The organism is Pseudomonas sp. S2_C03 (assembly GCF_054668405.1).
In genome coordinates this window covers 3,809,772-3,836,680 of the sequence record NZ_CP162766.1, presented here as the reverse complement: position 1 = coordinate 3,836,680, position 26,909 = coordinate 3,809,772, and the positions used below count along the sequence as shown (strand labels likewise).

The following is a 26,909-nucleotide window of genomic DNA, read 5'->3' as shown; positions in this document are numbered from 1 at the left end:
TGTGTCTTGCGCCACTAATTACTATGCCCACCCAGGGAAGTTCGCAATGAGCAAAGAAAAGATATTCTTCAACCGGCCTCACATGACTGGCAAGGAGCTGAATTACATCGCCCAGGCCAAGTTCGGTAACATGCTTGCCGGTGATGGTCCATTCACCAAGCATTGTCACCGCTGGCTGGAGTCCAATACTGGTTGCAACAAGGCATTGCTCACGCACTCGTGTACTGCGGCACTGGAGATGGCGGCCCTCCTGCTGGACATTCAGCCGGGCGACGAAGTCATCCTGCCTTCCTTTACCTTCGTTTCCACGGCCAATGCTTTTGTGTTGCGTGGCGCGGTGCCGGTTTTCGTCGACATTCGTCCCGATACCCTGAACCTGGACGAGCGCCTGATCGAGGCGGCCATCACGCCACGGACCAAAGTGATCGTACCGGTGCATTACGCGGGTGTGGCCTGCGAGATGGACGCCATCCTGGCGATTGCGCGCAAGTACGGGTTGGCGGTGGTCGAGGATGCCGCGCAAGGCGTGATGTCGACCTACAAGGGGCGCGCCCTGGGCAGTATCGGCGACCTTGGCGCCTTCAGTTTTCACGAAACCAAGAACGTCATTTCGGGAGAGGGTGGGGCATTGCTCGTCAACGATCCCGAGCTGGCATTGCGAGCCGAGATCATCCGCGAGAAAGGCACCGATCGCAGCCGGTTCTTTCGCGGCGAGGTCGACAAATACACCTGGCAAGAGGTCGGCTCCTCGTTTCTGCCCGGCGAACTGATAGCCGCTTTCCTCTGGGCGCAGTTGGAAGAAGCTCAAGCCATTACCAATAGCCGCCTGGCGATCTGGGAGCACTATCATGCGGCCCTGGCGGAATTCGAACGCGATGGCTTGCTGCGTCGCCCGATAGTGCCTGAAGGTTGTCAGCACAACGCGCACATGTACTACGTATTGCTCGCCCCGGGTATTGATCGTCAACGAGTGCTCGACGAGTTGAAGAAACAGGCCATCTATGCCGTGTTTCATTACGTGCCGCTGCATTCTTCGCCTGCCGGGAAGCGTTATGGCCGTGTGCATGGCTCCATGGAAGTGACCGATGGATATTCCGAGCGCTTGCTGCGATTGCCTCTATGGCTTGGTTTGTCCGGGGAGCAACAGAACCAGGTCGTGGGTGTTCTGCGCAGTGCGCTGGCAAGGGTCTGACGGTCCTTGCCTCTTACCGGCATGACACCGCCGGTTTTTCGTCTTCGTTAGATTCCCCTGTCTCCCCCTGATCCCTTCAACCCCTTTGTTTAGCGGCTCCAACGCCGCTGAAACAAAGTTGGTCTGCAAATTGCTTGAGGCTCAGTAATACAGCAGTGGGCGGCAAACGCCCGGCATGCAGAGGAAAGAGTGTGGACAAGTACCTTTATGTGGCAATGACCGGCGCCAGCCAGAATGCACTGGCGCAGAAGGCTCACGCGAACAACCTGGCGAACATCTCCACCAATGGTTTCCAGCGGGACCTGGAGCAGGCCCGTTCGATGCCGGTGTTCGGTGACGTCTTTCCGGCGCGTGCGTTTGCCATGTCAGAGCGTCCCGCCACCGACTTCTCCGCCGGTTCGTTGGTGCAGACCGGTCGCGATCTCGACGTCGCGGTGCAGGGCAATGGCTGGCTCGCCGTTCAGACCCCCGATGGCGGTGAAAGCTACGTGCGCACCGGCAGCCTGAACATTGACGCCCTGGGCGTATTGCGCGCTGGCAACGGCATGCCGGTCCTGGGCAATGGCGGACCGATTTCCGTGCCGCCCGAGCAGCAGGTTGAAATTGGCGAGGACGGGACCGTCAGCATTCGAGCGATGGGCGAAGGTCCACGCGTGATGGCCGAGGTCGACCGCATCAAGCTGGTCAACCCGGACTTCAAGAACATGACCAAGGGCCTGGACGGTTCCATCCACACCAAGGACGGGCAGCCGGCGCAAGCCGATGCCAACGTCAAACTGGTGTCCGGGTTCCTTGAGTCGAGCAACGTCAACGCCGTGGAAGAAATGACTTCGGTGCTGGCGCTGGCCAAGCAGTTCGAGCTGCACGTCAAGATGATGAACACCGCCAAAGAAGACGACCAGGCCATGGCTCGGGTCTTGCAGATCAGCTAATTATCAGAACGTCGCGCCGTAAAACAGGCGCACGAGGAGAATCGAATGCTTCCGGCTCTATGGGTTGCCAAAACAGGTCTGTCCGCCCAGGACACCAACCTGACCACCATTTCCAACAACCTGGCGAACGTGTCGACCACGGGCTTCAAACGTGACCGTGCCGAGTTCCAGGACCTGCTGTATCAGATCAAGCGCCAGCCAGGTGCCCAATCGACCCAGGACAGCGAATTGCCGTCCGGTCTGCAACTGGGTACCGGTGTGCGGATCGTCGGCACCCAGAAGAACTTCAACGCCGGTAGCTTGCAAACCACCGAGCAGCCTCTGGACATGGCCATCGACGGCCGCGGCTTCTTCCAGATCCTGCAACCGGATGGCACCACGTCCTATACCCGTGACGGTACCTTCCACCTCGATTCCAATGGCCAGATCGTCAACGCCAGCGGTTTCGCCCTGGAACCGGCCATCGTCATCCCGAACGATGCCCAGACCTTCACTGTCGGCCGCGACGGTACCGTCTCCATCACGGTCGCCGGCAACCCGGCCTCCCAGGTAATCGGTAACCTGCAGACCGCCGACTTCATCAACCCGGCCGGCCTGCAAGCCGTGGGTAACAACCTGTTCCTGGAAACCGCTGCCAGCGGCGCGCCGCAAGTCGGCACTCCTGGCCTGGCGGGTTTCGGTACCACGCTGCAGAACACCCTGGAAACGTCCAACGTCAGCACCGTTGAAGAAATGGTCAACATGATCACCACTCAGCGCGCCTACGAGATGAACTCCAAGGTGATCTCCACCGCCGACCAGATGCTCTCGTTCGTAACGCAGAATCTGTAATCAAGTCTATGAGGCGGCCCTGAGGTCGCCTGCTACACCGTGAGGTAGGGTCATGAATCGCTTTGTATCTGTCCTGGCACTGAGTGGGGTCGCCGCATTGGCGGGGTGCGTCGGCCCGACGCCCAAGCCCAATGACCCTTACTACGCTCCGGTGTTGCCGCGTACGCCATTGCCGGCTGCCGCGAATAACGGCTCGATCTACCAGGCGGGGTTCGAGCAGAACCTGTACAGCGACCGCAAGGCGTTCCGGGTCGGTGACATCATCACCATCACCCTGAACGAGAAGACCCAGGCCAGCAAGAACGCCAACTCACAGGTCGGCAAGACCAGCAAGGCCGGTATCGGTTTGACCTCGTTGTTCGGGACAGTGCCGAACACCAACAACCCGCTGGGCAGTGGTGACCTGACCCTGGAGGCCGGCTACAGCGGTGATCGTGCCACCAAGGGCGACAGCAAGGCCGGGCAGGGTAACAGCCTGACGGGTTCGATCACCGTGACCGTCGCCGACGTGTTGCCCAACGGCATTATCGCCGTGCGTGGCGAGAAGTGGATGACCCTCAACACCGGTGACGAACTGGTGCGCATTGCCGGTCTGGTTCGCGCGGATGACATCGCCACCGACAACACCGTTTCGTCGACCCGCATCGCCGACGCACGCATCACTTACTCGGGTACCGGTTCGTTTGCCGATGCGAGTCAGCCAGGCTGGTTCGACCGTTTTTTCCTCAGCCCGCTGTTCCCTTTCTAGGTGGGGGCGTGTCATCTCTTATTTCCTGGGTTGCGCCGGGCCTGCTTTTACGCAGGGCAAGGCGCGAGGAGTGCAGTTTGGTTGTTCCAAATAAACGACGAGTAACGCCGCCCTGCGTAAAAGCAGGCCCGGCCCTTCGGGTTGTGCCTGAGCGCGCGCCATGCTGCGTTGCAGGCCTTGCCAAGGGAACGACCATTGGCGGCGGCCTGCGCCTTGCCTGGCACGCGCTCAGGCCTCAACGCAGCCCAGGAAATAAGAGATGACGCGCCCCGTGTTGAATTTCAGAAGTCTCATCGTTGCTGCCGTTTTGTTGTCGACGGCCTTCAGCGCTCAAGCCGAGCGCTTGAAGGACATCGCCAGCATTTCCGGCGTACGTTCCAACCAATTGATCGGCTACGGCCTGGTGGTCGGGCTTAACGGTACGGGTGACCAGACCACCCAGACCCCGTTCACCCTGCAGACCTTCAACAACATGCTCTCGCAGTTCGGCATCAAGGTGCCGGCAGGTTCCGGTAATGTGCAATTGAAGAACGTTGCGGCCGTGTCGATCAGCGCCGATTTGCCGGCCTTTGCCAAGCCCGGTCAGCAGGTGGATATCACCGTCTCGTCCATCGGTAACTCCAAGAGCCTGCGTGGCGGCACCCTGTTGCTGACCCCGCTCAAGGGTATCGATGGCAACGTCTATGCGGTCGCCCAGGGCAACCTGGTGGTCGGGGGTTTCGATGCTGAAGGTCGCGACGGTTCGAAGATCACCGTCAACGTTCCGTCGGCAGGCCGTATTCCTGGCGGCGCCTCCGTTGAACGAGCCGTGCCGAGCGGTTTCAACCAGGGCAACAGCCTGACCCTGAACCTCAATCGTTCGGACTTCACCACCGCCAAGCGCATCGTCGACAAGATCAACGACATGCTCGGCCCAGGGGTGGCCCAGGCCATCGACGGTGGTTCGATTCGCGTCAGCGCGCCGCTGGACCCGAGCCAGCGCGTCGACTACCTGTCGATCCTGGAAAACCTCGAAATCGATCCGGGTCAGGCCGTGGCGAAAGTCATCATCAACTCGCGTACCGGCACCATCGTCATCGGCCAGAACGTCAAGGTTTCACCGGCCGCCGTGACCCACGGCAGCCTGACCGTGACCATCACCGAAGACCCGATCGTCAGCCAGCCAGGCCCGCTGTCCAATGGCCAGACGGCGGTTGTGCCGCGTTCGCGGGTCAACGCCCAGCAGGAAGCCAAGCCGATGTTCAAGTTCGGCCCGGGCACCACACTCGACGAAATCGTGCGTGCGGTGAACCAGGTCGGCGCGGCGCCGGGTGACTTGATGGCCATCCTCGAAGCACTGAAGCAGGCCGGCGCGTTGCAAGCCGACCTGATCGTGATCTGAGGACGGCGACCATGGATATGTACAAGAGTGGTCTGGTCAGCAGCAGCGATTCGGGCTCCTACTCGGACCTCAATCGCCTGAACCAGCTCAAGGTCGGCGACAAGAACAGCGATGCGAACCTGCGCAAGGTGGCGCAGGAATTCGAGTCGCTGTTCCTCGGCGAAATGCTCAAGTCCATGCGCAAGGCGACTGACACGCTGGGCGAGGGCAACCCGCTCAACACGCCGGCGGCCAAGCAGTACCAGGAAATGTACGACCAGCAACTGGCCGTTTCCATGTCTCGCGAAGGCGGCGGTATCGGCCTGGCGGATGTGCTGATGCGTCAGATGTCGAAGAACAAACCCATGGCGCCGGGCGAAGCGGCCGCAGCGTCGGCCGCCAAGCAGGCAGCAGCGAAAGCCGCAGTGGAAACGCCGGTGGCCGCCGGCACGGTCGCGATCAATGGGCCGTTGTCCCGGATCAATGGCGAGCGTCCATTGTGGGCTTCACGTTCGGTTCGTGCGCCTCAGGCGGCGGGTGAGGGCGAGCATAGCAACGACATGGCGCTGATCAATCAGCGACGCCTGGCGTTGCCGCCGAAACTGGCTGATCGCTTGCTCGCGGGCCTGGTGCCTTCGGCGACGACGGCCAGCGCGACCACGGTCGCAGCAGTCAGCAAGACTCAGCTTCCGGAGCGCTCTACGATCACCGGTTCTGGCCCGCTGTTCAACGGCGACTGGCTGGCGAACGCACAATCCGCCGCCAACGGTGGCCTGCAGATTCATGGTCGGGCCATGGCGCAGATTCCACTGGCGCCGGCGAAGAAAGCCTTCGGTTCTGCCGACGAATTCGTCAATACCATGCTGCCGATGGCCGAGGAAGCCGCCGCACGCATCGGCGTCGATCCGCGTTACCTGGTGGCCCAGGCGGCGCTGGAAACCGGCTGGGGTAAATCGGTCATGCGCGCCCAGGATGGCAGCAGCAGTCATAACCTGTTTGGCATCAAGGCCAGCAGCAACTGGACGGGCAATTCGGCACGGGCAATCACCAGCGAATTCAGGAATGGTGCAATGGTCAAGGAGACGGCCGAGTTCCGTTCCTACGACTCTTACAAGGACAGTTTCCATGACCTTGTGACTTTGCTGCAGAGCAACAATCGCTATCAAGATGTCGTGAAGTCTGCCGATAACCCAGAACAGTTTGTACGCGAGTTGCAGAAGGCCGGTTACGCAACCGACCCGAACTACGCGAGCAAGATTTCGCAGATAGCCAAGCAGATGACGAGTTACCAGAACTACGCTGCGGCGGGCGTTTCCACCACGCCTTTATAAGGCACCAGGATTAAGGTCTGAACCATGAGTTTGCTCAACATCGGGATGTCGGGTTTGGCCGCTGGTCAATCCTCATTGATGACAACCGGCAATAACATTGCCAACGTCGACACCGCCGGGTACTCACGCCAGCAAACAGTGCAGGGCACCAAGGCCTCGCAGCAGTTCGGCAATGTGTGGATCGGTACCGGTACGACGCTGGCCGATGTACGCCGGGTCTACAACAGCTACCTCGACGCCCAGTTGCAGACCACCACGTCGCTCAACAGCGACTCGGCTGCCTACCTGGGGCAGGTCACTCCGCTGGACAAACTCCTGTCGGACAGCGGCACCGGCCTTAACGGTGCCCTGACCAAGTTCTTTGCCTCGGTGCAGAACGTCAATGCCAAGCCTGGCGACGATGCCTCGCGCCAGTTGCTGCTCAGCGATGCCCAGGCCTTGAGCAACCGCTTCAATTCGATTTCCACGCAGTTGAACGAGCAGAACACCTCGATCAACGGCAACCTCACGAGCATGGCCGATCAGGTCAATAAACTGGCTGCTACGGTGGCTCAGTTGAACCAGCGCATCTCGGAAGTTTCCAGCGCTGGCGGTATGCCGAACGAGTTGCTCGACGCCCGTAACGAAACCATCCGCCAACTGTCGACCTTCACCGGTGCACAAGTGGTCGAGCGTGAAGGCAGTCTCGATATTTACCTGGGCAGCGGTCAACCGCTGGTCATGGGCAACACCGTGAACAAACTGGAAGTGGTGCCGAGCAAGGACGATCCGAATCGTCTGGCGCTGCAAATGAACCGCGGTTCGAGCAGCATCGATATCACTTCGATCATGACCGGCGGCGAAATCGGTGGTCTGCTGCGCTACCGCAGTACCGTGCTGGATCCGGCCATGAACGAACTGGGCCGCGTGGCCCTGGTTGTCGCCGATCAGATGAACAGCCTGCAGGCCCAGGGCATCGACAAGAACGGTGACTTCGGCTCGACCCTGTTCAACAGCATCAACAGCGCCGCCCAAGTGGCTCAGCGCAGCATCGCCACCATCGGCAACAACGCTGGCACTGGCAATTTCGATGTGACCATCGAAGATTCCGGCAAGCTGACCACCAGCGATTACAAGGTCACGTTCACCAGCGCCACCGACTACACCGTTCAGCGTCTGCCGGGCAACACCCCGGTGGGCACCTACAGCACCACGACGACGCCGCCACCGGTGATCGACGGTTTCTCGCTGAACCTCAAGGGCGGCACGCCTGCGCCGGGCAATACCGCCACCGCCGGTGACACATTCAAGATTACCCCGACCCGCAACGCGGCGGCGAACATCAAGACCGAGATGACCGACTCCAAGCGTCTGGCCATCGCGGCACCGTTGGGCGCAGCCATTGCTGCAGGCTCCAGCGGCACCCTGACAATTCCGGCCAGCGGTCAACCGACCCTGACCACCAAGTTCGACATCTACGACACCGCCACCGCGACGGCGATGCAGAACGGCCTGAAGTACTCCACGCCAACCAAGGTTGTATTCGGTGACGTGTCCGCCGATGGCACCAGCCAGGCCTACCAGTTCCTGGATGCCAATGGCGGTGTGATCAGCAGCGGCACGATCAAGCCGAACGAGAACAACACGCTCAACTTGAGCATCCCGCTCAAGGACGCCACTGGCGCGCCGATTCCGCCGCCACCTGCGACCCAGTACACGGCCACCTTTGAAATGACCGTTGCCGGTTCTCCGGCCAAGGGCGCCGCGATCAATGTTTCGCTCAGTCAACCGGGCACTCTGGACAACCGCAACGGCACCGCACTGGCCAATTTGCAGACCGCCCAGACCGTGGACACCGGTTCCGGCAGCAAGGGCATTTCCCTGACCGATGCCTACGGCAAGCTGGTTGAAGGTGTAGGTTCCAAGGCGGCCCAGGGCAAGCTCGACAGCGCTGCCACCGACGCCATCCTGGCCAACGCCAAGGGCGCGCGCGACTCGCTGTCGGGTGTCGACCTCGATGAAGAGACCGGAAACCTGGTCAAGTATCAGCAGTACTACACCGCGTCTTCGCAGATCATCAAGGCTGCGCAGGAAATCTTCAGCACACTGATCAACAGCCTTTAAGGAGTCGTAGTCCATGCGCATTTCTACCGCCCAGTTTTACGAGTCCACGGCCGCCAACTATCAGAAGAATTTCGCCAACGTGGTCAAGAGCAGCGAAGAGGCCAGCAGCCTCGTGCGCGTCAACACCGCCGCCGATGATCCGGTCGGTGCTTCGCGCCTGCTGCAATTGGGTCAGCAAGCGTCGATGCTCGATCAGTACGCGGCCAATACCAACACCATCAAGGCGACCCTGGGTCAGGCTGAGTCGGTGTTGACCAGCATCAACAACGTGCTGCAACGTGCCAAGGAACTGGCCATCGGCGCCAATAACTCTGGTTATACCGATTCCGACCGCCAGGCTAACGCCTCGGAACTGGGCCAGATCGAAGAACAGTTGTTGAGCCTGATGAACACTCAGGATGAAAACGGCAAGTACATCTTTGGCGGTTCAAAGGGCGACACGGTTCCGTTCACCCGTAACTCCGATGGCACCTACACCTACAATGGCGACCAGTCGACGTTGAACCTGCCCGTGGGCGACAGCATGTCGATGGCCACCAACAGCACCGGCTGGGAGCTGTTCCAGCAAGCGGTCAACACCGCCCGCACCCAAGTGACCGGTTCGATGAATGACGGTCTGGTGACCCTGTCCAATGGTCAGGTGAACTCGAGCGTGACGTACAACAACAAGTTCCGCGGTGGCGAGCCGTACACGATCGACTTTGTCAGCGCGACCCAGTTGAGAATCACTGATGGTACCGGCCAGGACGTGACCAACGAAGCCTCGCAGAATGGCGTGATCACCACGGGTACCAATCAGAGCTTCAGCTTTCGTGGCATCGACCTGAGCCTTAACTTCAACGACCCTAACGCTCCGTTGGCCGGTCGTACGTTCTCGCTGGAATCCAAACCCGACACCTTCAACGTTTCCCGAGCGCCTGGAAACCCGGGGCCTGTGCAAGCAACCGGTACCCGGATTACCGATCCCGCTGCGTACAAGGCCAGCTTTCCAAATGGCTCTGCGGTGCTGAAGTTCACCAGCGCCACAACATTTGATTTGTACGCTGCACCTATCACTGCCGACAGCCGTCCGGTCTCCAGCGGCACCATGGTGGGTAATACCGCGACGGCCTCCGGTGTGGAGTTCACGTTGAACAACACTGCGGCCGATCCACTTCAAAACGGTGACCAGTTCAATATTGCGGTCAACACCCACGAGACCCAGAACATCCTAGACACCGTGAGCCAGTTGAAGACTGCCTTGAACACGCCGACCACCGGTAACGCCGTGGCTGCCCAACAACAACAGGCAGCGATGACGGCAGGCTTGGGCAACCTCGCCAGCGGCATCGACCAGGTGTCAGCCGGATTGAGTTCGATCGGTGGTCGTGGTTCGGCGCTCGATACACAGAGCGACACCAACCAGGCACTGGTACTGGCAAACGCTCAGACCCAGTCGACGATCCGGGACTCGGACCCAGCTGAAGTGATGACCCGACTGACCTTGCAACAAACCATGTTGCAGGCCTCGCAACTGGCGTTCAGCAAGATTGCGCAATTGGGCCTGTTCAACAAAGTCTGATCCGGAGCAGGGATCGCATGAGGGCATGCGATCCCTGATCCTCTATTTTTTACGGTTCAGGACGTTGCGCTTCCGCAGCAGATGACGCCCGCCGGTCGAGAATCATGCGCGTGAATCCTACTCCTCTTGTCAGCATCGCCATCCCCGCCTACAACCCCCGTTTTTTCCGTGCGGCACTGCAAAGCGCACTCGACCAGACCTACGAAAACCTTGAAATCGTCATTTGTGATGATTGCCCTACGGATGAAATCGAGCAGATCGTCGACTCGATGAGCGTACCGGCGCACGTGCGCGTGAATTACCAGCGCAACGCCGTCCGCCTGGGTTTCCAGCAGAACCTGCTGCATTGCTTCGAAAAGAGCCGGGGCGAGTTCATCAAGTTTCTCTGTGATGACGATCAACTGATGGTGAACGATATCAGGCAGCAGGCCGCCGTTTTGAGCGAGCATGCCGAAGTGATCCTGGTGGTCAGCAAGCATCATGTGGTCGACGCCAACAACTACATCTTGCCGATCCGCATGGAAAACGTCGGGCTGACGTCGTTCGATGCGTTGTTCAAAGGTGATGATCTGCTGGCCGCCTTCGAAAGAAGCCCGCGCAATATTCTTGGTGGTTTCACATGTGCGCTCATGCGTCGAGATGACATTGCCACATTGTTGCCAACGCTGATTGAGGCCGGGTTCACTGCCGTCCTCGATTTCGCCTTGTATCTTTGCCTGTTGCGTCGTGGCAACCTGGTCCAGCTTAGCAACGTCGGCAGCATCGAGCGTCTTTACCCGGAGCGGTTGAGCAAGCGCCCGGAAATGGTTTCTGCTGCGGTCACCGAATGGGAATGGGTGGCTCAGATGATCTCCCAGCGCGGTGGCGAGGCTGCGCCGGCCACCGATTGGGTGCGCTACGTGATGATGGAGGAGCTCACGGATGTGCAACCACGCGAGTGGGATGAGCTCAATCTTTACTCGGTCATGTCCACCCGTCAGGGGATCATGTTGGTTCAGGTCGGCACGGACTCGGAGAGTTATGCCGAGCTCTACTCGCAATGGATCAACTGCCGCCGCTTGACGCCATCGCGCAAGCAAGTGTTGTCTCGGCAGATAGCGCGCTGGGCGCATCGTCCCGCCATTGTGCCGGTGGTCATCGATCTCGACGAAGATGCTTACGAACTTGGCGTGACCCTCAAGAGCCTCGCGGCTCAAACCTACGCCTGTGAAACGATTGTGCTGTTGTCCAATGGAACCGGTGAGCTGGATGCAGGGATTGTGCGCCTGCCGATGCAATCGGACTGGCCGCAGCAACTGAACCAGTTGATGCCCCAGCTTGATCAGGCTGACTGGTTCTACCTGTTGCGTGCTGGCGACCGGCTCACCGAGTCCGCGCTGCTGGTGCTGGCCGACCGGATTGTGGGCGCGCCGGGCGCCTCGTGCATCTACAGCGACGAAGGTGCGCTGGTGGACGGCAAGTCCGAACAGCCGATTTTCAAGCCTGATTTCAATCTCGACCTCATGCGCGGTTATCCGTATGTCGGTCGCACCCTGGCCTTCGAGCGCCAGCGCTTCCTCGCCCTGGGCGGTTTCGATGAGGCGGCGGGTGAGCTGGCCCCCCATGACCTCATATGGCGTCTGGTGGAAAAGGACGGCCCGCACGTCATCGGTCATATTCCCGAAGTGCAGGTCGAATCGACGTTCGCCTTCGCACAGTGGTTATCCCTGCAGCAAGTGATCGAACAAAACGCGCGTGTGATCACGGCTCACTTGCAACGCATCGGCGTCAGGCACGAGCTGCATCCGGGGCCGGTGCTGAAATTGGTCCCGCGGATCGAATATCACCATGCCGAGCGCCCGCTGGTGTCGATCATCATCAATGTGTGTGACGAATTGGCTGCGCTTGAACGCTGTGTCAACAGCCTGATCAGCACCACTGCTTACAGCCACTATGAAATCATTATCGTCGACAATGCCAGTCAAAGCGCCGAGATGCGCCATTGGCTCAAGGCAATGGCTGAACTGGGCAGTGACACGTTGCGCATTCATTGCTGTTCGGAAAAGGCCGGCGATGCACAGGTCAGGAACTTCGCGGCCCAGCAGGCGCGAGGAGATTATCTGCTGTTGCTCAGTCCTTACTGTGTGGCACATGAAGATCGCTGGCTGGATGAACTGCTCAATCATGGTCAGCGTCCGGAAGTGGGGATCGTCGGGCCGCGCACGGTCAACCTGCAAGGTAATGTGATTGATGGTGGCCTGGTTTTGGGTCTCAACGGCCTGGCGGGCAGGGCATTTGTCAATGAGCCTGCAACGTCTGGTGGCTACATGCAGCGCCTGAATGTGGTGCAGAACTGGAGTGCGGTCAGCGGTCATTGCCTGTTGGTGCGAAAGCAGGTGTTCGACAGTGTTGGTGGTTTCGAGGAGACCATCAGTACCCAGGGTATCAACGTTCTCGAACTGTGCCTGCGCATTGGTCGAGAGGGTTACTTGCTCCTCACGACGCCATACTCCAATGTCGTGCTGCTGCCTTCACCACAGAACCGTAACGAGGAGCGCAGCCAGCAACTGGAACTTGAACAGGAAACGTTCTACCGACGCTGGCTGCCGCAGATCGCCAACGATCCTGCCTACAACCGCAATCTGAATCTGAGTGGTGACAGCTTCAGCCTGAATCCTGGTTCACGTACCGGCTGGAATCCGCTGTGCATGCGCAATGTGCCGTCGATTCTCGGTTTGGCGCTCAACAGCTCGGCGATTGGTCATTACCGTGTCAGCCAACCGCTCTTCGAGTTGCAGAATGCCGGGCGAATTGTTGGACGAGTGGCGTATGACATGCCCTCGATCATTGAAGTCGAGCGCCAATCGCCAGACGTCATCATTCTTCAGGGGCGGTATAACCCCAACAAAATTAACGACGTCACTCAGGTGAAGAATTACTCCCGGGCCATGCGAATTTATGAGCTGGACGATTACGTCGTCCGGATTCCAGAGAAAAACGAACACACGCGCAACATGCCTGCAAATATCGAGGCAATGATGCGCAAAGGTATCGCCATGTGCGATCGGGTGGTCGTGTCGACCCATGCGCTGGCCGGTGCCCTGGCGGATATGCACCACAATATTCGCGTGGTGCCAAACATGTTGGCGCCGTATCTGTGGAGCCACCTAACCAGTCAGCGACGGACCTCAACCAAGCCGCGTATCGGCTGGGGTGGAGGCACCAGTCACCGAGGTGACCTGGAACTGATCGCCGATGTCGTTCGCGAGTTGGCAGATGAGGTCGAATGGGTGTTCTTCGGTATGTGCCCTGACTTGCTCAGGCCCTATATCCACGAATTTCACCAGGGCGTGGCCCTTTCCGCCTACCCGGAAAAACTCGCGAGCCTTAACCTCGATCTTGCGCTGGCGCCGCTGGAGTTCCATATCTTCAACGACTGCAAGAGCAACCTGAGGCTGCTCGAATATGGCGCCTGCGGCTACCCGGTGATTTGTTCGGATACCGAGGCTTATCGCGGGCATTTGCCATGCACCCGCGTTCGCACCAACAGTACGGACGAATGGCTCCAGGCTATTCGCATGCATTTGTCGGACCCGGCGGCCAGCTATCGGATGGGTGACGATTTGCGGGAAGTGGTCTTGCGCGATTTCATGCTGCGCGGCGATAACCTGCAGTACTGGGCCGATGGCTGGCTACCGGATTGATGAAGCTCAACATCAACTGCCAAAAGAACGTAATGCCGATGATCCGGCAACCCGCTCGTTATAGGAATTGATATGCAAAGCAACTTCTCGAATGGAACAACTGCTGCGTTGAACGAGCGGATGACTCTGGTGCTGCTGGCCCACGAACAACCGCGCGCCTTGCGTCGTGCGTTGCGCTACTACAGCACCTTGCCATGCGCCGTGTTGGTGGTCGACTCTTCTACAGAGCCCGATACCGGTCTGGCTGCGACTTTCTCCGGCATACAGTACCTGCACGCCCCCGTACCGCGCTTGGAGCATTTCACCGTGACCGTGCGCAAGGTAATAGAGCGCATCTCGACGCCTTACATGGTTGTCGCTGAAGTCGAAAGCTTCCTGCTGCCTGAAGCCCTCGGCCAATCACTGGCGTTCCTTGAAGCCAATACTGACTATGGCACTTGCCAGGGTTATAGCCTGGCGTTCGAAGCCCATGCTGATCGTATCGATTTCTATCGCCGCGACCGCAAGGGTTGCGAGGACTACAACGACGATTCGGCTGAAGCCCGCTTGGTCGTGCTGGAACACGAAGGCATGTCCCTCGCCAACGCCGTTACGCGCACTGATGTCCTGCGGCGCTGGTATGCGTCTATGGAACAGGGTTTCAACCCGAACGGACGCGGCAACGGTTATTCCAATGGGTTGGCAGCGGGCGCCAAAGTGCGCGTCTTGCCCATCCCTTATGCACTGCACGAGCGGCGCAGCATCACGTTTGGCGAAGTGACCGAGAAACTGTTCGAGTCGACCTGGAGTGCCCAGCTGGGTGGGCCGGTTCGTCGCTTCGAACCTACGCAATACGTCGAGTTGCCGTTCTATAACCAGGCGTTTTTTGAAGTGCTGAGTGAGCTGGAGTTTCTGCTGCACGCAGTGCCGACGAGCCGGATGCAACTTGAAGAGCTTGAGGCCGCGATGCTCAAGCAGAAAGAGTGGTCGCGCATTCACCGCAACACCAGCGCCGAACCGCTCAATGAGCGCTTGCTCAAGGCCTTCGAGCTGTACGCGTTCAATCAGGATGTGGTGCAGCAACTGGCTCGTTCGCTGCAAGCCGATGGCGACAAGGAGCAGGCACAAAAAGTGCTGGCGTGGGGCCAGCGCCTGGGGGCAGCGACGCTTGAAGACAATGGCAGGCTGTTCGATGCCACGCCGTCCGGTCAGCTGCTGCAGTGGCTGGAGGCGCGCGATCCGAGCGCAGCTCAGGTCAAGGACATATCCCGGCACCTTGCGCGTCATGCCGGTGGTCCGACGTTCGGCATTCTGTTGCTGGACCTGGAAGCCGATATTCACAAGCTGCAGGCGACCTTCGACAGCATCATGAATAGCTACTGCCGTGCGTTCAAGATCGTCGTCTTCACCACCGGCGATCTGCCGGCCGAAACCACGCTGAAAAATACGCTGCATTTCGTCAAGGTCAACGAAAGCAATTATGTCGACAAGATCAATCAAGTCGCCGAGCAGACTGACTGCGATTGGTTGATGTTGGCCGAAGCGGGTGATGAGTTGACGCCGAGCGGCCTGTACCAGGCGAGTCTGGAACTGCTGGGCGAGAAAGAGATTCGTGCCGTGGCCATGGATGAATTCCAGCGACAGGAGAACGGCACGTTGACCGGTGTCTTCCGTCCAGGCTTCAATCTCGATCTGTTGCAAAGTTACCCTGGCGTGATGGCTCGTCATTGGCTGATCCGCCGGGAAGTGATGGTTGAAGCCGGTGGATTTGCGCGCGAATTCAAGAAGGCGCTGGAATTCGACCTGCTGCTGCGTTTGATCGAACAAGGCGGGCTTGATGGCTTCGCGCACCTGGCTGAGCCCCTGTTGATTTGCACTGCACCGCAACTGGAGGCCAGCACGGATGAGCGCAGGACGCTGTTGCGTCACCTCGCCACCCGTGGTTACCAGGCAGATGTCGGCACACTGGTGCCGGGCACTCACAAAATCGACTACCGCTTCACCGAGCGCCCCATGGTCTCGGTTATCTTGCATGGCGTCAGCGATCTCGAGACTTTGCAACGCTGCATTCGCAGTATCCTGCAGCGCACTCGCTACCATCGTTACGAAGTGCTGCTGGCGGACGATTCGGCTTACTCGGCGGCTTTGGGCAACTGGCTGGACAGTCAGGGTCCGCACGCCAACCGGGTTCGTCTGTTCAGCGCTGAGACCGGCCTGTCAACGGCCAACCTGATCAACACCGCCAGCCAGCATGCTCAGGGTGAATACCTGGTGACCCTGGCAGCCGATGCGCAGGTGGTCAATGTCAACTGGATCGAGTCCTTGCTCAATCAGGTGCTTCGTCCGGAAGTCGGCGTGGCCGGTGCCAAACTGCTCGACGACCAAGGTTTTGTCACGCAGGCGGGTCTGATCCTGGGTTTCAACGGTTTGGTGGGTTCACCGTTCGTTGGCGAGTCGAAGACTGCAAATGGCTACATGAATCGCCTGGCCTTGGAGCAAAACTGCTCGGCCGTTTCCTTTGCCTGCCTGATGATTTCCAAGCAGCTGTTCGAAGCGGCTGATGGCATCGATGTCGAGCAGTTCGGCGAAGCGTTCGGTGATATCGACTTGTGCCTGCGTGTCGGCCAGGCCGGCTATCTGACTGTTTGGACGCCTCACGTACAGGTCATCCAGTCGGGCGTGCTGGCGCAGTCCGAAGTGGCTCGCCAGGCGTTCGGCGAGAAGTGGGCAGCGGTGCTCGGGCATGATCGTTTCTACAACAGGAACCTGTCCGTTGAAGGTAGCGGTTTCACACTTGGGCCAGTCATCAGTATTGACTGGTCTGAAGTCATGAAAGAGAAGGAGCAGGTATGAAAGTCTGCATTACCCACCGAGAAGCCTTTTATCACCTTCTCCGCGCAGTGTTTACCGCCTACGACAAACAGCCGCTGGTAGCTGAGCTGGGTGTACTGCGTGGTGAGAACGCGTTGAATCTATACAACGCGCTGAACCCCAGGCACATGGTCCTGATCGATAGCTGGAGCCCCGCCGCCAACGACGCCTACAGCCCTTTTGATCAGTTGCCACCCTGGGTCGAGCCGGTCGAAAAATACGCTTACTACTACGGTGGCCCCATGTATGACATGGCCACTTACGACAAGCTGTATGAAGAGTGCCTGAACAGGTTCAGCGACAAGGACAACGTGACGCTGATCCGTTCCGAGACGATTGCCGCCATCGACGACATTCAGCCGAGAACCGGTATCGATAAATTCGACCTGGTCTACATCGATGCCAATCATCAGTATGAGTACATCCTGCGTGACTTGATGTACTACCAGAACCTGGTGGCCGACGATGGCTTCATCCTGCTGAACGATTGCTGCCACAGTGTGCAGGGCACCAAGCAGAACCTGGGTGTGCTTGAAGCGATGAGCAGCTTCATCAAGCGATCGGACTTCATCCCCCTGGCGGTCAGCAGTACCGACTGGTCCGACGTGATTCTGGTTAGGAAAAACTCGATCATGGTGCAGCTCGTCGACATCGCGCTGACCAACTCGGACATTCCGTTTGTCGAGATCCCTCACCAGCTCATGCCGGCGGCCCGGGTTGTCTATGGCCAGCGACGGGTCAACCTGAGCTTCGCCTGATTCACCCTGATACAAAGCCCCGTTCGGGGCTTTGTTCATTCTGCGACAGCAACCTCTGGCCCATGGTCCGAGGAGCACGCAAAGTCAGCCCTTTCCTGCAGCATTGTTTCGTTTCGCAGGTGAAATATTACATTCATGCGCTTAACGGCGTGACGCATAGGTCATAAAGTGCATCTTCACTGTATTGTGTTCCTGGGTGCGGGCGATCAGTCCGCCTCCGGAAATCAACCATTTTGATGCGCCCCTGAGCTTTTTCGGGGTGAACCTAGTCGCTGTTTATGATCGGGAAGCCATAATGATTGGCATAAAAAGCATAGCGAGTTACGTGCCGGTGGCCGGCGTGGATAACTACGCTCAGGGTGCCAAATTCGCCAAGGATGAAGAGTTCATCCTGGGCAAGATTGGTTCGGCGTTCCTGCCGCGCAAAGGCGCTGAGCAGGAAACCTCGGACCTGTGTGTTGAAGCCGTCAACGCACTGTTTGCCAACAATCCTGATCTGAAGCGTGAGTCCATCGACGCGCTGATCGTCGTCACCCAGAATGGTGATGAGGAAGGCCTGCCCCACACCGCCGCAATCGTTCAAGATAAACTCGGCTTGCCTACGCATGTGGCTGCGTTCGACATTTCCCTGGGGTGTTCGGGTTATGTCTACGGCATCTACGCCATGAAAGGCTTCATGGAAGCCGCTGGCTTGAAGAATGGTTTGCTGATCACCGCCGACCCTTACTCAAAAATCGTCGATCCGGAAGACCGCAATACCACCATGCTCTTCGGTGATGCCGCCACGGCTACCTGGATGGCGGACGACGCGTCCTGGCAGTTGGGGAAATCCAAGTTCGGCACCGACGGTTCTGGTGCACCACATCTGAAAGTCAGCGACGGTGTGTTCTTCATGAATGGTCGCCAGGTCTTCAACTTTGCGCTGTTGAAGGTGCCTGCGCACCTGCATGAGCTGCTTGACGAATCGGCCCTCCAAGCCAGCGACATCGACGCTTTCTGCATCCATCAGGGCAGTGCGGCCATTGTCGATGCCGTGGCGCGACGCTTTGAAGGCGAACCGGAGAAGTTCATCAAGGACATGGTCGAGACGGGTAACACGGTCTCTTCGAGCATTCCTTTACTGTTGGAAAAACACGTCCTGACGTCTGACTGGAGCCGCGTGGCCATCAGTGGATTCGGCGTGGGCCTGTCTTGGGGCTCTGCGATTCTCTATCGCGACTGATCATTCGAAGTTTTTTCATAGCGCTGCCGGCTTGCCGTCAGCGTTTTTTTTTTGCCTGGATCTTTCTGTCGCGGCTTTTTTGGCGCCATTTTTTTATGCCGTACCAGTGGCAAGTCCTTGATTTACGGGGGATGGCAGTCTGCTAGTAATTTTTTTTAAAAAAGCCCTCAAGCAACCTGCCACGACGACGATAACTATTACGAAGGTTCTCTAGGCCATACCCGGCGGTTGCCAGGGCCGGAAGCCGCAGTACCCAACCAACGAGGAATTCGTCATGGCTTTAACAGTAAACACTAACGTTACATCGTTGAACGTTCAGAAAAACCTGAACAAGGCTTCCGATGCTCTGTCGACTTCGATGACCCGCCTGTCGTCCGGCCTGAAAATCAACAGCGCCAAAGACGACGCTGCTGGCCTGCAAATCGCTACCCGCATGACTTCGCAGATCCGTGGTCAGACCATGGCGATCAAGAACGCCAACGACGGTATCTCGATCGCTCAGACCGCTGAAGGCGCGATGCAGGAACAAACCAACATCCTGCAACGTATGCGTGAACTGGCTGTTCAATCCCGAAACGACAGCAACAGCTCCGACGACCGCGACGCTCTGAACAAAGAGTTCTCGCAGATGGCTGCCGAGCTGACCCGTATCGCCGGTTCGACCAACCTGAACGGCAAGAACCTGCTCGACGGTTCCGCCAGCACCATGACCTTCCAGGTGGGTTCCAACACTGGCAGCACCAACCAGATCACTCTGGACCTGACCGCCAAGTTCGACGCCGACAGCCTGGGTATCACCTCCGGTATCACCATTGCCGGTTCGGACAGCACTGTTGCCGAAACCAACTTCTCGGCAGCTGTTGGCGCGATCGACGACGCTCTGAAAACCATCAACTCCAGCCGTGCTGACCTCGGTGCTGCACAAAACCGTCTGACCAGCACCATCTCCAACCTGCAGAACATCAACGAAAACGCCAGTGCTGCACTGGGTCGCGTACAAGATACCGACTTCGCTGCTGAAACTGCACAGCTGACCAAGCAACAAACTCTGCAACAAGCTTCCACCTCGGTTCTGGCACAAGCCAACCAACTGCCATCCGCTGTACTGAAACTGCTTCAGTAATAGCCGGTGACTTTCGGCGGGGGAGTGCGCTTGTCGCGCTCTCTCGCTTTTTTGATTAAGTGAGGTGGTGGACATGGATATGAGCGTGAAGCTGAACTTGTCTTATCCTGCGGTCAAGCCGGCGACGTCTACTGCTGAAGCGGCTGCTGAAAAGCCTCAAGCCGATGTTGCAAAAGTGGCGTTGGTCAAGGATGAGTCCAAGGATGCAATGAGTGATCAGGACAAGCTTAAAACGGCTGTCCAGGAAATTGAAAAATTCGTTCAGTCGATAAAGCGTAACCTGGAGTTCTCGATTGACGAGCCTTCGGGCAAAGTTGTTGTTAAAGTCATTGCCAGTGATTCGGGTGAGGTGATCCGTCAGATCCCCAACGAAGAAGTCCTGAAGTTGGCTAATAGTTTGAATGACGCAAGCAGTCTGCTGTTCAGCGCCAAAGTCTGACAGCTGGCACGAAATTTGTTGCTATGTTCTTTTGGGCGTTGTAGTGGTCAAAAGACCGGCGAGACACTGAAGGGAGATCTACATGGCAAGTCCAATTCTACCGGGCACGGGTTTAGGTTCGGGCCTCGATACCGGTGCTATCGTCAAGGCACTGGTCAACGCTGACAAGGCGGCCAAGCAGGGTCAGATCGATCGTGGCACTACTACCAACACCGCGTCGATCTCCGGTGTCGGCACTCTGAAGTCTTTGCTCGCCACCTTCCAGGCGTCCATGAAGACTCTGGGCAACTCCACGGAGCCTCAATTCACCGGTTTCGTTGCCACGTCGGCCGATACCAAGGTGCTGACCGCGACCGCCAACAATTCGGCTGTCAGCGGCATCTACAAGATTCACGTCGACGCGCTCGCGACCGGTTCGAAAGTGGCCACGCAGGCATTTGCCTCAGGTCCCACTGCGTCCGTGAATAGCGGTGCTGCCGGTGTTCTGACCATCACGCAGGGTACGCCCGACGGTGCCGACAAGACCTACAACCTTGACGTGCCGGCCGGTTCGACACTTGAGTCGGTCGCCAAGGCGCTCAACAGCAAATATCAATTCAGCGGCCTGAGCGCCAGCGTCGTGACGGATAACTTCGGCTCCCGTCTTGTGGTGAGTTCGGCAAACACCGGCGCGGGCAGCGATATTTCGCTTAGCGGTGTTGCTGGCCTGGAGGTCGATGGCAAGGCAGTGATGTCCACTACGCCGCCGTCGGCCACTTCGTCGGGTGCGGTCGGTGCGGTGGCGCAAGACGCCAAGTTCACACTGGACGGAATGCCGATCACGAGCCACACCAACAAGCTGGACAAGACGCTGTCGGGTTTGTCGATGACATTGACAGGCACTGGTGACACTCAGGTTGTCATTGGTGCCAACACTGACGGTCTGAAGGCTTCGATCCAGAAATTTGTCGATGCCTACAACGCCGTGGCCAATGCGATCACCTCGCTGACCAAGCCTTCGCTCGATGATGACGGCAATCCGACCATTGCGGCCGCATTGACCGGTGACTCGATGCCGCGCTCCATCATGGCGGCAATGCGCGGGCCGTTGGCTGAGACCGGTAATGGCGACAAGCTGACCGTGCTCTCGCAGTTGGGTATCACCACCGACCAGAAGACCGGTGCGCTGAACTTCGATTCCAACAAGTTCAACGCCGCCATGACCGACAAAAAGCTTGGCGGCGAAGTGCAGACCCTCTTCACGGGTGACAACGGCCTGCTGGCTCGCATGGACAAGGCCCTCACGCCTTACACTGAGACCGGTGGCATTCTCGACACCCGGACCACGGCGTTGAACAAGACCAAGACCAAGCTGGCAAACGACCAGTTGGCCCTGGATCGCCGCATTGAGTCCCTGACCGCCGTACTGACCAAAAAGTACAACGACATGGATACGCTGGTGGGCAAGCTGAAGGCCACTGCCAGCAACATCACTTCGATGTTCGAAGCGATGAACGCCCAGCAGAAGAACAGCTAACTCGCCAATAACGCCAAAAGCCCGGCAGCGTCGTCAAGCGCTCCGGGCTTTTGTGTTTGGTCATTAAAGTTTTTTGACGCGTCGTCGATACGCTGTTTATACGAACCACCGTTTTTTGATGAGGTAAAACATGAATCCAATGTTAGCCCTTCGCCAATACCAGAAGATTGGCGCGCAGGCGCAGACTTCCGAAGCCAGTCCTCACCGTCTCGTGCAGATGCTGATGGAGGGTGGGCTCGACCGTATCGCCCAAGCCAAGGGCGCGCTGGAGCGCAAGGACATTCCCGCCAGGGGAATTTTGATCGGCAAGGCCATCGGCATCATCGGTGGTCTTCTCGAAGGCCTGGACTTGGAAAATCAGTCGGAGTCAGTCGGCGAGCTGGCCAACCTGTACGAGTACATGATGAAGCGCCTGACCGAAGCCAATGCCAAAGCCGACGCTAAGATCCTCGACGAAGTCGCTGACCTGCTGCGCACGGTCAAGGACGGTTGGGATGCCATCGGCACGCCGGCTCCGCAGTTTTAAGGAGATCACCATGAGTCTTGTATTGCAGCGAATCGAAGAAACCCGTGAAGGCCTGGTCGATGCCCTGGCCAACCGAAACTGGGAAGCCATTGGTGAATTGGACCTGGCTTGCCGTTCCTGCATGGAAGACGTCTTGAGTGAGGCTTCGGTGGACGAGACGGCGTTGCGCGATAACCTTGAGGTGCTGCTGGGGGTCTACAAGCAGCTACTTGAGGCGGCAACGGGGGAGAGGCAGGCGATTGTTGACGAGATGTCGCAGATCCACCAAGCGCAGAACGCGGCGAAGGTATACCATCTGTTTGGTTAATTGAGCTCAGTTAATCCAAGCGAGTGCGCCATAAATTTGACTGTGCACGGTTTTTTGACTTAACTAGTGGCTGGTTGCAGATATCAGGCGTCTACAGGCATAACGTGTCTGCAAGCGTCGAGCTTGCCCCGCATTTTTCGGGCATTGAGTTGACTAGGGAAGTTGCTATTGCATGTGGCGTGAAACTAAAATTCTGCTGATCGATGACGATAGCGTCCGCCGCCGCGATATGGCGGTGATCTTAAATTTTCTCGGCGAAGAAAATTTACCCTGCGGTAGCCATGACTGGCAGCAGGCTGTCGGCTCTTTGTCATCAAGTCGTGAAGTGATCTGTGTCCTCATTGGCACGGTCAACGCCCCGGGCGCACTTCCGGGCTTGTTAAAGACACTCTCAACCTGGGATGAGTTCCTTCCAATTTTGTTGATGGGCGATAATTCTTCCATCGACCTGCCGGAAGACCAGCGTCGCCGAGTGCTTTCGACCCTTGAAATGCCGCCCAGCTACAGCAAATTGCTCGATTCACTGCACCGTGCGCAGGTCTATCGCGAGATGTACGACCAGGCCCGTGAGCGCGGTCGTCAACGCGAACCCAATCTTTTCCGCAGCCTCGTCGGCACCAGCCGGGCGATTCAACATGTCCGCCAAATGATGCAGCAGGTTGCCGACACCGACGCCAGCGTGTTGATTCTCGGCGAGTCCGGCACGGGCAAGGAAGTGGTCGCACGCAACCTCCACTACCATTCCAAGCGTCGTGAAGCGCCTTTCGTGCCCGTCAACTGCGGGGCGATCCCGGCCGAGTTGCTGGAAAGCGAATTGTTCGGTCATGAGAAGGGCGCCTTCACCGGCGCCATCACCAGCCGCGCCGGGCGTTTTGAACTGGCCAATGGCGGCACGCTGTTTCTCGACGAAATCGGCGACATGCCGCTGCCGATGCAGGTCAAGCTGCTTCGCGTTTTGCAGGAGCGCACCTTCGAGCGCGTGGGCAGCAACAAGACCCAGAGCGTCGACGTACGTATCATCGCGGCGACCCACAAGAATCTGGAAAGCATGATCGAGGTCGGCTCCTTCCGCGAAGACCTCTACTATCGCCTGAACGTGTTCCCGATCGAGATGGCACCGCTGCGTGAGCGTGTTGAAGACATCCCGCTGCTCATGAACGAGTTGATCTCGCGGATGGAGCACGAGAAGCGCGGTTCGATCCGTTTCAATTCTGCGGCGATCATGTCGCTGTGCCGTCACGGCTGGCCGGGCAACGTCCGAGAGTTGGCCAACCTGGTGGAACGCATGGCGATCATGCACCCGTATGGGGTGATCGGCGTGGTCGAGTTGCCGAAGAAATTCCGCTACGTCGACGATGAAGACGAGCAATTGGTCGACAGCCTGCGCAGCGACTTGGAAGAGCGTGTGGCGATCAATGGCCATACCCCGGACTTCGCTGCCGGCGCCATGCTGCCGCCGGAAGGCCTCGACCTCAAGGACTACCTCGGAGGTCTGGAGCAGGGCCTGATTCAGCAGGCGCTGGACGACGCAAACGGTATCGTCGCGCGTGCTGCCGAGCGCCTGCGCATTCGTCGAACCACGCTGGTCGAGAAGATGCGCAAGTACGGCATGAGCCGCCGTGAAGGTGATGAACAGGCGGATGATTGACGCCCGTTTTTCAAGTCATTCATTTTAAAGCGGTTTTTTTTAGGCACGGGTATTGCTAAGTCCCTCGCAACGTTCCGTTTCACTGACGGTCAGCCAAGCGAGAGAGCACGATGCCCCAAGCCGCCCAGATGTCTCCTGTCCCTGACGCTTCGGGGCACCCGTCCTCCGTAGAGCAGGCCAGTCGTCAAGGCCTTGAACAGGCATTTGCGCTGTTCAGCCAGATGTCCAGCCAACTGACCGATTCCTACAGTCTGCTGGAAGCCCGGGTCACGGAACTCAAGGGTGAGCTGGCAGTGGTCAGTGCCCAGCGTATGCAGGAGCTGGCGGAAAAGGAACGCCTGGCCAATCGTCTGCAAAACCTCCTCGACCTGCTGCCCGGTGGCGTGATCGTCATTGACGCGCAAGGCATCGTGCGCGAAGCCAATCCCGCCGCTTGTGAATTACTCGGCTTGCCCCTGGAAGGTGAGTTGTGGCGCCACGTCATTGCCCGTTGCTTTGCCCCACGCGAAGACGACGGTCATGAAATTTCTCTGAAGGACGGTCGACGCCTGTCGATCGCGACCCGCTCGCTGGATGCCGAGCCGGGCCAGTTGGTGCTGCTCAATGACCTGACTGAAACCCGTCATCTGCAAGGTCAGTTGGCCCGCCACGAGCGCCTTTCGTCCCTCGGTCGGATGGTCGCGTCGCTTGCCCACCAGATTCGCACGCCGTTGTCTGCCGCACTGCTCTACGCCAGTCATCTCACCGAGCAAGAGTTGCCGGCCGCCACGCAGCAGCGTTTCGCCGGGCGCCTGAAGGAACGACTGCATGAACTTGAGCATCAAGTGCGCGACATGCTGGTGTTTGCGCGCGGCGAACTGCCGCTGACCGATCGTGTCACGCCGAAGGTGTTGATGCAGTCACTTCAGTCGGCAGCTTCGGCGCATGTCCAGGGCCTCGCGATTCGCTGGCAGTGCGACAGCCATGTGGGGGAGTTGCTGTGCAATCGCGACACCCTGGTCGGTGCGCTGCTGAATCTGATCGAGAACGCCGTCCAGGCCAGTGCTGGCGATGTACGCCTCAAAGTCCATCTCTATGCCCGCGACAACACTTTGCGGGTGTCAGTCAGCGACAGTGGCAGCGGCATCGATGCCCAGGTGCTGGCACGTCTGGGCGAGCCTTTTTTTACCACTAAGGCGACCGGAACGGGCCTGGGCCTGACTGTGGTCAAGGCGGTGGCCCGTGCACATCAGGGAGAGTTGCACCTGCGCTCGCGACCCGGTCGGGGCACTTGTGCGCAGGTTGTCCTGCCACTTTTTTCCGGTGAAAGGCTCAGCGCTCTGGAAGCGGAGTGAAGGATATGGCTATCAAGGTTTTACTGGTCGAGGACGACCGCGCATTGCGCGAAGCGTTGGCCGATACATTGTTGCTGGCCGGACATGACTTCAAGGCAGTCGGTTCGGCTGAAGAAGCCCTGGATGCTGTAGGAGGAGAAGCCTTCAGCCTGGTGCTTAGCGACGTGAACATGCCGGGCATGGATGGGCACCAGTTGCTGGGCATGCTTCGAACGCGCCAGCCGCAATTACCGGTGTTGCTGATGACCGCGCACGGCGCGGTGGAGCGTGCGGTGGATGCTATGCGCCAGGGGGCGGTGGATTATCTGGTCAAGCCGTTTGAGCCCAAGGCATTGCTGGATCTGGTCAGTCGTCATGCCTTGGGTAATGTCGGGGCGGGTGATAGCGAAGGCCCGATCGCCGTTGAGCCGGCCAGTGCACAATTGCTCGAACTGGCCGCGAGGGTGGCACGCAGTGATTCCACGGTGTTGATTTCCGGCGAGTCCGGCACCGGCAAGGAAGTGTTGGCGCGCTACATTCATCAGCACTCCCATCGAGGGAGCCAGCCGTTCATTGCGATCAACTGTGCGGCGATCCCTGACAACATGCTCGAGGCGACGCTGTTCGGTCACGAAAAGGGATCGTTTACCGGCGCCATCGCGGCGCAGGCCGGCAAGTTCGAGCAGGCAGACGGCGGGACCATCCTGCTCGACGAGATTTCGGAAATGCCCTTGGGGCTCCAGGCCAAGTTGCTGCGCGTATTACAGGAGCGAGAAGTCGAGCGAGTGGGGGCGCGCAAGCCCATCACGCTGGACATTCGTGTAGTGGCGACCACCAACCGCGATCTGGCCGGGGAAGTCGCGGCAGGGCGGTTCCGTGAAGATCTCTATTATCGTCTTTCGGTATTTCCGCTGGCCTGGCGTCCGCTCCGTGAGCGTACCGCCGATATCCTGCCGTTGGCCGAGCGTCTTCTGGTCAAGCACGTCAATAAAATGAAGCACGCTGCTGCAAGACTGTCGCCTGAGGCCCGGGCGTGTCTGGTGGGGTACCCGTGGCCGGGTAACGTGCGCGAGTTGGATAACGCGATACAGCGTGCATTGATTCTGCAGCAAGGTGGGTTGATCCAGCCCCAGGATTTCTGTCTTGCCGGGCCTGTCGCCTGTGCACCGTTGTCGGCCGCAGCGCCATCGCCGGTGCGTGCGGTGGAGGTCGATGCAGAGTCGGCGGGGGCGCTGGAGGATGATCTGCGCCGTCGAGAGTTCCAGATGATCATCGACACGCTGCGCGCCGAGCGCGGGCGCCGCAAGGAGGCTGCCGAGCGTTTGGGTATCAGCCCTCGCACCCTGCGGTACAAGCTGGCGCAGATGCGGGACGCCGGGATGGATGTCGAGGCCTATCTGTTCGCCAGTTGAGAATTGCCGTCGGGTAGGGGATTTGTTGAAGTTCCCCCGGAGCTGGCACCCTTG

The 26,909-nt window shown here is 58.7% G+C and carries 20 protein-coding genes; all 20 read left to right on the top strand.

Going from position 1 to position 26,909, the window contains the following annotated elements; translation table 11 throughout:
* Positions 1-46: 46 nt before the first annotated feature.
* The 20 genes from rffA (at position 47) to AB4N64_RS17600 (ending at position 26,855) form a co-directional block, all read left to right on the top strand.
* A complete protein-coding gene (rffA, locus tag AB4N64_RS17695; protein ID WP_460117177.1) occupies positions 47-1,192 on the top strand; it encodes a dTDP-4-amino-4,6-dideoxygalactose transaminase in 1,146 nt (381 codons plus the stop codon).
* A 191-nt stretch (positions 1,193-1,383) separates the two neighbouring features.
* Positions 1,384-2,124: a flagellar basal body rod protein FlgF gene (locus AB4N64_RS17690; protein ID WP_460117176.1), complete on the top strand. Its 741-nt coding sequence runs from the start codon at positions 1,384-1,386 to the stop codon at positions 2,122-2,124.
* A gap of 45 nt (positions 2,125-2,169) precedes the next feature.
* Positions 2,170-2,955 carry a flagellar basal-body rod protein FlgG gene (gene flgG, locus AB4N64_RS17685; RefSeq protein ID WP_008030483.1) on the top strand — a complete coding sequence of 262 codons (786 nt, stop codon included), beginning with the start codon at positions 2,170-2,172 and terminating at the stop codon, positions 2,953-2,955.
* Positions 2,956-3,007: 52 nt separating this feature from the next.
* Entirely contained in the window at positions 3,008-3,703 is a 696-nt protein-coding gene (gene flgH / locus AB4N64_RS17680; RefSeq protein ID WP_460117175.1) for a flagellar basal body L-ring protein FlgH, read from the top strand.
* A 259-nt stretch (positions 3,704-3,962) separates the two neighbouring features.
* Entirely contained in the window at positions 3,963-5,084 is a 1,122-nt protein-coding gene (locus AB4N64_RS17675) for a flagellar basal body P-ring protein FlgI (protein ID WP_460117174.1), read from the top strand.
* Positions 5,085-5,095: 11 nt separating this feature from the next.
* Positions 5,096-6,394: a flagellar assembly peptidoglycan hydrolase FlgJ gene (gene flgJ / locus AB4N64_RS17670; RefSeq protein WP_460117173.1), complete on the top strand. Its 1,299-nt coding sequence runs from the start codon at positions 5,096-5,098 to the stop codon at positions 6,392-6,394.
* A 24-nt stretch (positions 6,395-6,418) separates the two neighbouring features.
* Positions 6,419-8,497, top strand: a complete 2,079-nt coding sequence (flgK, locus tag AB4N64_RS17665; protein ID WP_460117172.1) for a flagellar hook-associated protein FlgK — start codon at positions 6,419-6,421, stop codon at positions 8,495-8,497.
* A 13-nt stretch (positions 8,498-8,510) separates the two neighbouring features.
* The gene (locus AB4N64_RS17660) at positions 8,511-10,058 is read left to right on the top strand and encodes a flagellar hook-associated protein 3 (RefSeq protein WP_460117171.1); all 1,548 of its coding nucleotides are present in this window, start codon (positions 8,511-8,513) and stop codon (positions 10,056-10,058) included.
* A 110-nt stretch (positions 10,059-10,168) separates the two neighbouring features.
* The gene (locus tag AB4N64_RS17655; protein ID WP_460126790.1) at positions 10,169-13,741 is read left to right on the top strand and encodes a glycosyltransferase; all 3,573 of its coding nucleotides are present in this window, start codon (positions 10,169-10,171) and stop codon (positions 13,739-13,741) included.
* Between the two features lie 72 nt (positions 13,742-13,813).
* Entirely contained in the window at positions 13,814-16,573 is a 2,760-nt protein-coding gene (locus AB4N64_RS17650) for a glycosyltransferase family 2 protein (RefSeq protein WP_460117170.1), read from the top strand.
* The gene (locus AB4N64_RS17645) at positions 16,570-17,349 is read left to right on the top strand and encodes a class I SAM-dependent methyltransferase (protein WP_460117169.1); all 780 of its coding nucleotides are present in this window, start codon (positions 16,570-16,572) and stop codon (positions 17,347-17,349) included. The genes AB4N64_RS17650 and AB4N64_RS17645 overlap by 4 nt, the downstream gene beginning before the upstream one ends.
* A gap of 295 nt (positions 17,350-17,644) precedes the next feature.
* Entirely contained in the window at positions 17,645-18,571 is a 927-nt protein-coding gene (locus AB4N64_RS17640) for a ketoacyl-ACP synthase III (RefSeq protein WP_460117168.1), read from the top strand.
* A 274-nt stretch (positions 18,572-18,845) separates the two neighbouring features.
* A complete protein-coding gene (locus AB4N64_RS17635) occupies positions 18,846-19,694 on the top strand; it encodes a flagellin domain-containing protein (RefSeq protein ID WP_460117167.1) in 849 nt (282 codons plus the stop codon).
* Between the two features lie 73 nt (positions 19,695-19,767).
* A complete protein-coding gene (locus AB4N64_RS17630) occupies positions 19,768-20,133 on the top strand; it encodes a flagellar protein FlaG (RefSeq protein WP_460117166.1) in 366 nt (121 codons plus the stop codon).
* Between the two features lie 82 nt (positions 20,134-20,215).
* Positions 20,216-21,649: a flagellar filament capping protein FliD gene (gene fliD / locus AB4N64_RS17625; RefSeq protein WP_460117165.1), complete on the top strand. Its 1,434-nt coding sequence runs from the start codon at positions 20,216-20,218 to the stop codon at positions 21,647-21,649.
* Positions 21,650-21,779: 130 nt separating this feature from the next.
* Positions 21,780-22,175: a flagellar export chaperone FliS gene (gene fliS, locus AB4N64_RS17620; protein ID WP_460117164.1), complete on the top strand. Its 396-nt coding sequence runs from the start codon at positions 21,780-21,782 to the stop codon at positions 22,173-22,175.
* Between the two features lie 10 nt (positions 22,176-22,185).
* Positions 22,186-22,482 carry a flagellar protein FliT gene (locus AB4N64_RS17615; RefSeq protein WP_460117163.1) on the top strand — a complete coding sequence of 99 codons (297 nt, stop codon included), beginning with the start codon at positions 22,186-22,188 and terminating at the stop codon, positions 22,480-22,482.
* Positions 22,483-22,654: 172 nt separating this feature from the next.
* Positions 22,655-24,130 (top strand): sigma-54 dependent transcriptional regulator, encoded by a 1,476-nt coding sequence (locus tag AB4N64_RS17610; protein ID WP_460117162.1) that lies wholly within the window; start codon positions 22,655-22,657, stop codon positions 24,128-24,130.
* A gap of 110 nt (positions 24,131-24,240) precedes the next feature.
* Positions 24,241-25,464 carry a sensor histidine kinase gene (locus tag AB4N64_RS17605; protein WP_460117161.1) on the top strand — a complete coding sequence of 408 codons (1,224 nt, stop codon included), beginning with the start codon at positions 24,241-24,243 and terminating at the stop codon, positions 25,462-25,464.
* 5 nt (positions 25,465-25,469) lie between these two features.
* Positions 25,470-26,855, top strand: coding sequence for a sigma-54-dependent transcriptional regulator (locus AB4N64_RS17600; protein WP_460117160.1), 1,386 nt, complete (start codon positions 25,470-25,472; stop codon positions 26,853-26,855).
* The last annotated feature ends 54 nt before the right edge of the window (positions 26,856-26,909 follow it).

Coding starts and splice junctions, on each gene's coding strand:
- rffA (WP_460117177.1), top strand. CDS start 47: ATGAGCAAAGAAAAGATATTCTTCAACCGGCCTCACATGACTGGCAAG.
- flgG (WP_008030483.1), top strand. CDS start 2,170: ATGCTTCCGGCTCTATGGGTTGCCAAAACAGGTCTGTCCGCCCAGGAC.
- flgH (WP_460117175.1), top strand. CDS start 3,008: ATGAATCGCTTTGTATCTGTCCTGGCACTGAGTGGGGTCGCCGCATTG.
- AB4N64_RS17675 (WP_460117174.1), top strand. CDS start 3,963: ATGACGCGCCCCGTGTTGAATTTCAGAAGTCTCATCGTTGCTGCCGTT.
- flgJ (WP_460117173.1), top strand. CDS start 5,096: ATGGATATGTACAAGAGTGGTCTGGTCAGCAGCAGCGATTCGGGCTCC.
- flgK (WP_460117172.1), top strand. CDS start 6,419: ATGAGTTTGCTCAACATCGGGATGTCGGGTTTGGCCGCTGGTCAATCC.
- AB4N64_RS17660 (WP_460117171.1), top strand. CDS start 8,511: ATGCGCATTTCTACCGCCCAGTTTTACGAGTCCACGGCCGCCAACTAT.
- AB4N64_RS17650 (WP_460117170.1), top strand. CDS start 13,814: ATGCAAAGCAACTTCTCGAATGGAACAACTGCTGCGTTGAACGAGCGG.
- AB4N64_RS17645 (WP_460117169.1), top strand. CDS start 16,570: ATGAAAGTCTGCATTACCCACCGAGAAGCCTTTTATCACCTTCTCCGC.
- AB4N64_RS17640 (WP_460117168.1), top strand. CDS start 17,645: ATGATTGGCATAAAAAGCATAGCGAGTTACGTGCCGGTGGCCGGCGTG.
- AB4N64_RS17635 (WP_460117167.1), top strand. CDS start 18,846: ATGGCTTTAACAGTAAACACTAACGTTACATCGTTGAACGTTCAGAAA.
- AB4N64_RS17630 (WP_460117166.1), top strand. CDS start 19,768: ATGGATATGAGCGTGAAGCTGAACTTGTCTTATCCTGCGGTCAAGCCG.
- fliD (WP_460117165.1), top strand. CDS start 20,216: ATGGCAAGTCCAATTCTACCGGGCACGGGTTTAGGTTCGGGCCTCGAT.
- fliS (WP_460117164.1), top strand. CDS start 21,780: ATGAATCCAATGTTAGCCCTTCGCCAATACCAGAAGATTGGCGCGCAG.
- AB4N64_RS17615 (WP_460117163.1), top strand. CDS start 22,186: ATGAGTCTTGTATTGCAGCGAATCGAAGAAACCCGTGAAGGCCTGGTC.
- AB4N64_RS17610 (WP_460117162.1), top strand. CDS start 22,655: ATGTGGCGTGAAACTAAAATTCTGCTGATCGATGACGATAGCGTCCGC.
- AB4N64_RS17605 (WP_460117161.1), top strand. CDS start 24,241: ATGCCCCAAGCCGCCCAGATGTCTCCTGTCCCTGACGCTTCGGGGCAC.
- AB4N64_RS17600 (WP_460117160.1), top strand. CDS start 25,470: ATGGCTATCAAGGTTTTACTGGTCGAGGACGACCGCGCATTGCGCGAA.